We start from the raw sequence: 10,051 nt of genomic DNA on the forward strand, positions 1-10,051 counted from the left end.
TTGGAATTTACAGCAAGCTGGTTAGGGGAAATATTGTTCATGTACGCAAACACCACATCGGCGCCTAGTGCCGGCTCCGTAGTAACCGGGCTGATATACTGCAGGTCAAACTGCATGTTTAACTTCTTCGAAAAAACAACATCGGTATTACTGCGGATGGTAAGGCGCTTAAATTCTGTATGGTCAATCACTCCTTTCTGGTCGAAGTACCCAAGTGATACCAGCATCTTTACTTTATCGGTACCGCCGTTCACGGTTAAGAAGTGGCTCTGCTGAAAACCGGAGCCGGTAAGCACTGCTTTCTGCCAGTCGGTATTAGGCAGGGAATCGGAGCTGCCATTGCCCTGCAAACGGTATTTCTCCAGCAGCTGATCGGAGTACAGCGGTGAGCGGCCGGAGTTTTTATAGGCTTCGTTGGTGAGCAACATATAATCCAGCGCATTGGTGAGCGCCGGGAGGTTGGTAGGCTTTTGCCAGCCCACGTAATTGTTATAGTTAACAGACAGCTTATTGCTTTTACCTCTTTTCGTAGTGACCAGTATTACCCCGTTGGCAGCGCGTGAACCGTAAATAGAGGCCGATGCTGCGTCTTTAAGCACGGTAACGGAGGCGATCACGTTAGGATCAATGTTGTTGATAGAACCTTCCACACCATCGATAAGCACCAGCGGGTCCGGGTTTTTCAGTGTACCCCAGCCGCGGATACGCACCGTGCCACCGTCGCCGCCGGGCTTACCGTTGCCCTGTGTAATGGTAACGCCGGGCATAGTCCCCTGGAGACCGGCAGTGGTTTGGCCCACCGGCCGGGCGGCCAGCACTTCGCCGGACACCGTGGCTACCGCACCGGTCAGGTTTACTTTCTTCTGCGTACTGTATCCTACCACTACCACTTCCACCAATGATTTTGGGGTAACGGACAAAGGTATACGAAAAAAAATGTCGCCTTTTACAGGTTGTTGTTTGGTAAGGTAGCCAATACTGGAAATGGAGAGCACATCATCATCGGTTACACCTGGCAGCGAGAACTTCCCGTTTTCATCTGTGAGCACTCCTTTTGCCGTACCTTTTATGCCCACCGTTACGCCCGGCAAACCTGTGCCGGCGCTATCGGTAACAATACCTGTAATAGTTTTCGTGGGCGATGGGCTGCCAGGCGGGGCGGGCTTTGTGCCGGGCGCGGGGTTTTTCTTAATAACCACTGTGCCGTATTTGATCAGGTAGGTAAGCGGCAGATCTTTCAGGCAGATCTTCAATGCTTCTACCAGTGATTTGTTGGTGATATTCACGCTCAATGGCGGCGTATCAGCCAGCAGTTTTTCATCGCAAATAAACTGGTAACCGGTTTGTTTGCTGATGAGATCAAATACTTTGTCCAGCGGCATTTTGTTAACAGAGAGCTTCACGGTTTGAGCGCCGGCGCTAAGGGATGCCGCCATCAGCAGCCAGGCGATGAGTCCCATCACCATCCATGTGCGTTGTGTAGCCGGCATACGGCTCCTCCTCCCGTGGGAGTGGGCAATAGTGAACAATTCCATACTACCTTTTGGTTGAGATTAAATAAATGATACGTGGAGTAATGCCCTGGTTTAGTTTATAGCGACGGGCATTACGGTGATACGGTTTCCATTGATGGTGAAATGCACCCTTCCGGTTTGTTCCATTAATTCCAGCAGCTGGGTGATATTCTCTTTGCGGGTCATGCTGCCATACATCCGGATACCGGAAACATCGCCTTTGTATTCGATGTCTACATCATACCAGCGGGCGATCTGCCGCATGATTACCGGGATTTCCGCTTTGCGGAACCTGAACTGTCCTTCTTTCCAGGCCATTACTTCTTCCATTTCCGGGCGGGTAATTAAAAACCTGTCTTCTTTTTCAGCGATACTTGCCTGCTGACCGGGCTTCATCATTGTTGTAGCAACGCCCTGTGTTACGGTTACCGCGCCTTCCAGCAGGGTGGTTCTTACACGGTCTTCATCGGCATAAGCCATCACATTAAAATGAGTGCCCAGCACTTTCACTTCAATGCCGGACGTTTGCACGATAAACGGTTTTTCTGCCTGCTGTGCAATTTCAAAATATGCTTCGCCGGTGAGTATTACGGTTCTGCTTTTACCGGTGAACACAACGGGGAATTTCAGCGAGGAAGCGGCATTCATCCAAACCTGGCTGCCATCCGGTAATACCACCTGGTACTGCCCGCCTTTAGGTGTGCGGATAGTATTATACTCCGGCGCGGCGGTGTTGTTACCGGAAGCGGTACGATAAGCCAATCTGCCGCTGTCGAGTTTTATGATCTTCGTATTGCCCTGCTGACCTACAGTACCGGCGCCTGCTTCATCCAGCACAATGGTGCTGCCATCTGCCAGGATCAGCTCTGCCTTGTGACTACCCGGCTTTATGTGAGTATGCTTTTTTGAAACTAACGTTTTCGGCTGTACGTAATAATAGCGCCAGGTATAAATGCCCGCCAGGATGAAGGCCAGCACTGCTGCGGCGGCCATTGTTCTATAAAACGCACGTATATTTTTCCGGGAGAGATGGCGGAGGTTACCTGCTTCCGGCGTCATTTGCCGGGCCGTGGTATCTGTTTCTTCATGATCGTCTTTCCGCACCAATGCCTGCCTCAATGCAGCGGTAGCCATCACTTTATCGAACTGTTGCTGCAAACCGGTATCCGGAGCAGCGGTATACCTGTTTTCCGCCAGTATGCCTGCAATCATTTCTTCCAGTGCCGGCCCGCTATGTTCCTCCTGCATCAATACCTGCAGCCGCCTGCTTTCCTCCGGGGTAAGCCGGTTGCCAAGGTATTTCTCCAATAAATCTTTTAACTCATCGTGTAACATAAAACCGGGTGCAAAAACAACACTCTCATGAAGGGTTGCAGTAATAAAGACGAAAAAAGAATGAAGGGGAATCCTTTGTTACCGGAAAATTGTTATACTTCGTTTAACCGGTAACGTTATATGCTCATGTAACATGCTCCGCTCTTCTACCCATATATTTCCGGATGGCCGCAATAGACCGTGCAATATAATTCTTGGAAGTTACCCGGGAGATATTCATCTGCCGGGCAATTTCATCATGCGACATACCCTGGAAGCGGCTCAGCCGGAAGGCCAGCTGCAATTGGGCAGGCAACTGGTTTATAGCTGCATGCAGCTGGCCTTCCACATCTTTCAGTTCCAGCCTGTCCTGCGCCGAAGGAAGGTCTGATGCCATGGACACATGGCACCCTTCTTCCTGTACGGTAGGCAATACCCTTTTCCGGAACTCATCCAGGATCAGGTGCTTTGCCGTGGTATACAGGAAAGCATCAAAACGCTGTACTGCCAGCAACCGCTCCCGGTTCATCCATATTTTAATAAAGATCTCCTGTGTCAGGTCTTCTGCAAGCACAGGCGACTTAACAAACTGCAGGGCATTGGCATACATCCTGCTCCAGTAATGGTCAAATAACCGCTGGAAGGCAGGCTGATCCCCTGCTGCCACACGCAGTAACAGCTCCTTTTCATTATGTGGACTATCTTTCGGCAAGGAAGGTCATGGAATTTATTACAAAATAATCATTTCGCGGAATTACCAGTATTTATAAAGACGGTAAAAAAAATAAACCGAATCCTTCCTGTGCTGCTTTTTTTTAAATAATCACCTGGGAACAAATAACACCGCATCTGCCGCCACTATCCCGGTAGTTTTGTGGTTCCCTATTTCCACGTAGGCGCCGGTTCCGGCCTTCAGCTGGTAGGTGCCCAGGCTTACCCATTCTCCCGAAGTTTGCCCCTCTACCTTTATACTGGCAGCCGTAATTTCCACTTCCTTCACCCTGCTGCCATCATACACCTTTACGTGGGCATTGCCATCCAGGTTGGGGAGGCGGGGCACATAGGTAAATACTTCATACTTACCGGCCCGCTCAATAGCCGGCGAAAAGCGCACCGATTTGGGTACAGCTCCCTTGCTGTCGTCTGTAAGCATAGACGGGCCATAGCAGCCATGCACCATCTTTTTCCAATCCCCGTTCACGGTTACATGTTGTGCATCGTCGTCGTCTACCAGTATTTCAGCAGGACTGTTATCTGCCAGCGGGTTGGTACGGAGCATGGTCTGCACTTTCTGTACATCCGTTTCCTGTACGGGCACACGCTGGTCGATAGCTACTGCCGCCGCTGTGGCAGCAGATTGCGCCAGCACCATAAATACGGGTTCCATGCGGATAGAACCATAGGCAATATGCGAGGCCGATAAACAAACCGGTACCAGCACATTCTTGGCATCTTCGGGCTTTGGAATAATAGACCGGTAAGAGACAGGGTAAGGCCCAAAGCCACCTATCTGCACATCTCCCTCATTTTTTACCATCCCATTTACCACTATACGCTGGCAGTTATGGGAGTCCATGGTATAGGCGGCCATACCTACGGCATCGGTTACTTTTTCCCTGCCTTCGCAGTTAGCCTGGGTCATTACGTAGGCGCCAACCATACGCCGTGCTTCGCGTATATACAGTTGCGGCGACCAGTGCCCGTTGTCGGTATACTCGTCTTTCGGGTATCCCCATTGTAACATTTGCTTACGCAGATGGGGGGCTATCCTTTCGTCGTGGCCTATAAAATACAACAGGCCTTTCGTGTAAAGTTCATGTTCATGGATGAGCTTTTTCCGGGTAGCATCGTCTGCTTCGGGGTAATTGTAATTCATCCCGATCATATCCGTGGAAAAAGCGCCGTTATTATTGATGTCCGTTTTGCCATTGGGCATAAGATCCGGTTTGAGGAATCCTTTCAGGCTTTCCGGTTTGGTAACATCCAGCAGCCGTACCAGCAATTCGTAGCGCGACGGATCATAACCTTCCGGCTTTGTAATGGGAATGCTGTTTTCCGGCCGGTTGCTCAGGCAGATCCTGAAATTATATGCCTGCACCTTTTTATCGCCGGCTCCATGCGATGCCAGCGGTTCACTGCTGATGCCCCATAGCAGGCCGCTTTCGGGCTTACCTGGCACTTTGTAAGGGTCAATACCATCGGGGAACTGGTGTTTATTGAGCAACTGAACGCCGTTGTAGGTTTCCTGGTATTGTGCATTGGCCTCCCGCCCTACGGTATAGGAGATGCCGGCTTTTGCCATCAGGTCGCCTTCATAGGAGCAGTCTATAAACATTTTGGCTTTCACCACCTGTGCCGCCGGGCCATTCACAGTTATTTCCGTCACATACCCGTTTTGTTTTACGGCATTGCTGATCGTATACCCGTAAAGCACGTCTACCTTCCCGGCTTTGATATACTGCTGGAAGGTGGCTTCCGCTACATGCGGTTCAAAGATCCATTGCTCCAGTTTCCCGTAATGGGCGCCGATCCGGCGGTAAAAGTCGCGCGACAACCCGGTGATGGCATATTTGTTACCAATATCGGTATAGCCCAGCCCGCCGGAGGTAAGGCCTCCCAGGTGTTTTTCCGGCGATACCAGCAATACCGTTTTGTGCAGCTGCTTTGCTGTATAGGCTGCGATTACCCCTGCAGAGGTGCCGCCGTATACGCAGATATCCACCTCCCTGGGAGGAGCTGTATACCCGGAACTGTTAAGCGGAAGGAGATATCCTGTGCATAGAACGAGGATAGAAAAGAGTTTGATTTTCATACGTGAATAAATAACCGCCCTTTGGAAGACCGCTATAAGTATAAAGACGGAAAAAAATGTAACAGGAATGCGTCTCCCCTAAAAAAAATTTATGACAGCCGCTTAGTATCTTTGTCATCTTCTGCAAAATATAATTACCAGACACGGAAATAAACACCTGCATATGACAGCAACATCAATACTACTCGACGGAAAAGCATTATCCAAACAAATGGAAACGGAATTAAAGACCAGGGTACAGCGTATCATTGAAAAAACGGGGATAGTGCCGGTACTGGCCACCATCCTGGTGGGCGATGATCCTTCCTCTGAAGTATATGTGAAAATGAAAGGAAACGCGTGTGAGCGGGTAGGAATGACCTCCGTAAAAGTACATCTGCCCAAAGAAACCACTACCGCAGAGCTGTTGGACACTATTGAACAACTGAATAACGACCACCGGATCTGCGGCATCCTTTTACAACATCCTGTTCCCCACCAGATTGATGAAAGGGCCTGTTTTGATAAAATAGATATTAATAAAGATGTAGATGGCGTTACCTGCCTGGGATTTGGACGGATGGCGATGAGTGAACCCGCTTACGGCAGCGCCACTCCCGCCGGTATTATGAAGCTGTTAAAACATTACCAGTTGCCCCTTGCCGGCAAACATGCGGTGGTAGTAGGCCGGAGCCCTATCCTGGGTAAGCCCGTAGCCATGATGCTGTTGAATGAAAATGCTACAGTAACTATTTGTCATTCGCGCACCGGTAATTTACCGGAGCTGATCAAACAGGCCGACATTATTGTAGGCGCTGTAGGGAAGCCTCAATTCATAAAAGCAGAATGGATAAAAGATAATGCTATTGTAATAGACGCCGGCTATCACAAAGGCGGTATCGGCGATATAGAACTTACGCCACTGGCGAACAGGGTAGCCGCTTACACGCCGGTGCCAGGCGGCGTTGGCCCCATGACCATTGCAACGCTCATTGCACAAACAGTGGAATCGGCCGAAAAGAAAATGTTATCCTGATATAACAACAGCTGCAGGCATTAATAACCTGCAGCTGTTTTTTGTCTCTTTCTACCCGCCTGATTGTCGTATTCCCCCCCGGTTTGTACGGATATATCCACCTAAGTTTGTGGAAACAAAAATCTATGAGACAAGCACTGCTCCTGGAAGTAACTACCACCGGCAATACCCTTCAACAATTACTCAACTCCTTTAATGAGGAACAACTGAACACTGTGCCTTTTGAGGGCAGCTGGACAGCCGCGCAGGTGGCATCGCATATCTGCAAAGCCGGCGACTGCGGCGTGCTGTATGGCAGCGCTGTGCCTTCCGATCGCCAGCCGGATGAAAAAATACCTGCCGTAAAATCCGTTTTCCTGAACTTCGATACTAAAATGACTTCCCCCCAATTCATACAACCAGACGAAGGACATCTTCCCAAAGCATCGATACTGAAGGATACTGCCGCCACCTGGGAAAAGCTGACCACTGCCGCAGGCACGGTAAATCTTACTGATGAATGCACCAGCTTTGAAGTGCCTGGTTTCGGGCCTTTTACACGTTTCGAATGGATACAGTTTATCAACATCCACACACAAAGACATATACACCAGTTACAACGTATATACGACGCCGTTGTAAAGGCATAATACGGCCTATTTAATGTTCACGCCAATGCCGATCTGTGCCTGCCTGGTTTTCCACTCGTACCGGTCATCAATATCATTTACATTGGAGAGGCCGAGTACGTAGCGTGCATATACATGTAGTATATCGAATGTGAGTGTAGCACCGGCGGCCACGCCAAAGTCGCTGCGCTTAAAAGCGTTCCGGTTGTAGGTTAGGAGATTTTCATTATCGTAGAACAGGTAGCTGTATTGCGGCCCTGCATTAATGGTAATCAGTTTATTTATGTTATAACGTAACAGCAATGGCAGGGTAATATAACTGAGCTTAATACTTTTATTGGCATCGTCATTACTGGTATGAATATATTTTGCGCTGAAATCATCGCCGCGCTTGGGCGCTACCTGTGAAAACAGGAGTTCGGGTTGCAGACCCCACTTTTTTGAAAAATCATATTCGGCGTATACCCCTAATCTTCCGCCCAGTGTGTAGTTTGATTTAATGCCTGCGCCATCCAGTTTAAACATGTTCAGATCTGCCTTGATACCATAATGCAGTCCCTGCGCGCCGGCGGTAACAGCAAGGCAAACGAGCAGGTATACTGTCAATAGTCGTTTTTTCATAGCTGATGATTTTAACCATAAAGAAACGAATTGATCAGATGCGAATTGCTGCGCCGCAGCCACTAATAGATGATCCTGCTGTTTTTCACTATCACGCGGGATATTTTCTCGGCAGATCCCCGGGGATCATGACAGGTTCAGGTCCACTTTCTTCCCGGTTTTAACAGCCAGGTAGATGGCATCAATGATTTTGAGGTCTTTCACCGCCTCTTCTCCATCCACAGCTACTACCGGCTGTTTCCCTTCCAGGATGATGCCTGCCATTTCTTCCATCTGCACGGTTTGATGTGTAACATGGGGCTGGGTAAGTTCTCCTTTATTGGTGCGCCCGCGGATGGGACCATAGCCGGTGGAAGGTTGCATTTCAGCAAATCCCTTTTCACCGTTGAGATAAAAGCGGTCGAGGTAGTTCATATTATACGTAGAAAGACATGAAGCCACTGCCCCGCTGGGGAAACCCAACTGGAACTGGATGGTTTCATCCACGCCTTCTTTAAACTTCACCGGGTCGGTTTTTGTTTCCTGCGCGGTAACCCATACAGGATCTTCACCGGTCATATACCTGGAGCCATTAATAGCGTAGATGCCGATATCCATTAAGGAGCCGCCGCCGGCCAGCTCTTTGTTGAGCCGCCATTGTGTTGGATCTCCAATGCGGAAGCCACACTGGCCCTGGAAGAACATGATCTTTCCAAAATCGCCGTTCTTGCGCATACGGATCACTTCCAGCGTTTTGGGTTCAAAATGCATGCGATAGCCAACCAGCAGTTTTACATTGGCTTTTTTACAGGCGGCTACCATTTCCTGACCTTGTTTGGCATTTAAGGCCATCGGCTTTTCACAGATCACGTGTTTGCCGGCAGCGGCTACACGGATCACCTGGTCGTGATGCAGCCCATTGGGCGTGGTAATATATACCACGTCAATATCTTTATTATCCTTTATACGGTCGAAATTTTCATAGTTGTAGCAGTTTTTTTCGGGGATAGAGAACCGGCCCTGCCAATCCTTTATTTTAGACGGCGTACCGCTGATCACGCCTACCAGTTTTGCCTTTACGCAAGCCTGCATGGCCTCTGCCACGCGGGTGCCATAGCCGCCCAATCCCATGATGGCTACACGTAATACCGGGCCATCGTAGTTACCAAAGTCTTTCGCCCAGCCGGCCAGCGGCATCAGGGGCAGCACCATAGCGGAGGCGGCAATTTTCTGTATAAAGTTGCGACGAGTGTTCATAACGGGAAATTTGGGTTTCATTGATACCTTAATAATACAAAAATTATTAGTAGCATCCGCGAAAAAGTAAATGCCTGTGATAAGTGCCTATTCTTTAATTTACCGCGAATTGTGCTATCATCACCACAGGTTGATCATTGACAATCCTTTCCTGCTGTTATTCCTTTGCATTATTTAATCATCTATCAAAATGAGAATAGTAGCCATAGAAGAACATGTATCATTCCCGGAGATGACCGGCCTGCTTCCTGCCGGTACTTTGGATAAGCAAAGGCCCTCTGCTGCCGCCATTCAAATGATGCCAAAGCTGGCTGATATTTCCGGCGAACGTTTAAATTCTATGAACGGGTGCGGGGTGTCTATGCAGGTATTATCCGTTGAAAATACAGATGTAAACTTATTAAACAGCATCAATGCACCGGTATTTGCCGCAAAGTATAATGATCTGCTGGCGGAAAAAATAAAGGACTACCCCGGCAGATTTACCGCGTTTACACATCTTCCTATGACGGCGCCGGCAGCTGCCGCGGATGAGCTTGAACGCACCGTAACCCTGTATGGATTTCGCGGAGCAATGATCAGGGGGCTTACCAACGGTAAATTTCTTGACGCCCCTGAGTTTGCACCGGTTTTTGAAAGGGCTGAAAAACTGGGAGTTCCTATCTACATTCACCCGGGGTTGCCTCCGGCGCCAGTAATGGATGCTTATTACAGCAACATTGGGCAAAGTACCGGCCCTTTTAATGCCATTGCCTGCTGGGGATGGGGCTGGCATTCAGAAACCGCGATTCATGTATTGCGGCTCCTGGCTGCCGGTATTTTTGATACCTACCCGGGATTAAAAATAATTATAGGTCATATGGGCGAAATGCTGCCGATGATGTGGACACGGTCCGACAGGGCATTTCAACCCGGCAATGGCGGGCACAAT

Annotated in this window: 9 protein-coding genes; 3 read left to right on the forward strand and 6 right to left on the reverse strand. The window is 49.2% G+C overall.

The genetic code is table 11. The features are described from left to right. The 4 genes from VN105_RS05495 to VN105_RS05510 form a co-directional block, all read right to left on the reverse strand. The coding region (locus VN105_RS05495) for a SusC/RagA family TonB-linked outer membrane protein (RefSeq protein ID WP_325638726.1) at window positions 1–1,535 on the reverse strand (1,535 nt) is incomplete at its 3' end. Between the two features lie 51 nt (window positions 1,536–1,586). Beyond that, entirely contained in the window at window positions 1,587–2,849 is a 1,263-nt protein-coding gene (locus VN105_RS05500; protein ID WP_325638728.1) for a FecR family protein, read from the reverse strand. Between the two features lie 124 nt (window positions 2,850–2,973). Then, window positions 2,974–3,540: an RNA polymerase sigma factor gene (locus VN105_RS05505; RefSeq protein ID WP_325638730.1), complete on the reverse strand. Its 567-nt coding sequence runs from the start codon at window positions 3,538–3,540 to the stop codon at window positions 2,974–2,976. Window positions 3,541–3,651: 111 nt separating this feature from the next. Then, complete coding sequence (locus VN105_RS05510; RefSeq protein WP_325638732.1) at window positions 3,652–5,640, reverse strand: FAD-dependent oxidoreductase; 1,989 nt, start codon at window positions 5,638–5,640, stop codon at window positions 3,652–3,654. A gap of 163 nt (window positions 5,641–5,803) precedes the next feature. On the opposite strand from VN105_RS05510, the gene folD reads away from it, so the two are divergent. Continuing rightward, on the forward strand, window positions 5,804–6,655 hold the full coding sequence (folD, locus tag VN105_RS05515; RefSeq protein ID WP_325638734.1) for a bifunctional methylenetetrahydrofolate dehydrogenase/methenyltetrahydrofolate cyclohydrolase FolD: 852 nt from the start codon (window positions 5,804–5,806) through the stop codon (window positions 6,653–6,655). A 125-nt stretch (window positions 6,656–6,780) separates the two neighbouring features. Beyond that, window positions 6,781–7,284: a DinB family protein gene (locus VN105_RS05520; RefSeq protein WP_325638736.1), complete on the forward strand. Its 504-nt coding sequence runs from the start codon at window positions 6,781–6,783 to the stop codon at window positions 7,282–7,284. A 6-nt stretch (window positions 7,285–7,290) separates the two neighbouring features. On the opposite strand, the gene VN105_RS05525 is transcribed toward VN105_RS05520, so the two are convergent. Together VN105_RS05525 and VN105_RS05530 are read right to left on the reverse strand one after the other, a co-directional pair. Beyond that, the gene (locus VN105_RS05525; protein ID WP_325638738.1) at window positions 7,291–7,884 is read right to left on the reverse strand and encodes a porin family protein; all 594 of its coding nucleotides are present in this window, start codon (window positions 7,882–7,884) and stop codon (window positions 7,291–7,293) included. Window positions 7,885–8,010: 126 nt separating this feature from the next. Further along, complete coding sequence (locus VN105_RS05530) at window positions 8,011–9,120, reverse strand: Gfo/Idh/MocA family oxidoreductase (protein ID WP_325638739.1); 1,110 nt, start codon at window positions 9,118–9,120, stop codon at window positions 8,011–8,013. Between the two features lie 190 nt (window positions 9,121–9,310). On the opposite strand from VN105_RS05530, the gene VN105_RS05535 reads away from it, so the two are divergent. Next, the coding region (locus VN105_RS05535) for an amidohydrolase family protein (RefSeq protein ID WP_325638741.1) at window positions 9,311–10,051 on the forward strand (741 nt) is incomplete at its 3' end.

This window comes from Chitinophaga sp., from assembly GCF_035564935.1.
GTDB lineage: Bacteria > Bacteroidota > Bacteroidia > Chitinophagales > Chitinophagaceae > Chitinophaga.